This window comes from Citrobacter sp. TBCS-14 (genome assembly GCF_005280805.1).
GTDB lineage: Bacteria > Pseudomonadota > Gammaproteobacteria > Enterobacterales > Enterobacteriaceae > Citrobacter > Citrobacter gillenii.
Genome location: NZ_SZWM01000551.1, coordinates 1 through 238, shown reverse-complemented (window position 1 = coordinate 238; position 238 = coordinate 1). Strand labels below are relative to the sequence as shown.

At 58.0% G+C, this 238-nt stretch carries 1 protein-coding gene and 1 pseudogene; both read left to right on the top strand.

The features are described 5' to 3' along the window. Positions 1–103: uroporphyrinogen decarboxylase family protein (locus FDX22_RS19830; protein WP_146717665.1), on the top strand; the 103-nt coding region annotated here is incomplete at its 5' end. A gap of 9 nt (positions 104–112) precedes the next feature. Beyond that, positions 113–238, top strand: a pseudogene (locus FDX22_RS19825) (endonuclease V); the annotation flags it as partial.

Genomic DNA, 238 nt, shown 5'->3' with positions numbered 1-238 from the left:
TGTCTTTAACCTGGGCCACGGCATTCATCAGGACGTCCCGCCAGAACATGCGGGTGTCTTTGTGGAGGCGGTACATCGGTTGTCCGAACAGTACCACCGCTAAGGAGTCATTATGGATCTCGCGTCATTACGCGCGCAGCAGCTTGAACTGGCCTCTTCAGTGATCCGCGAGGATCGTCTGAAGAACGATCCGCCTGATCTGATCGGCGGGGCGGACGTTGGGTTTGAGCAGGGTGGC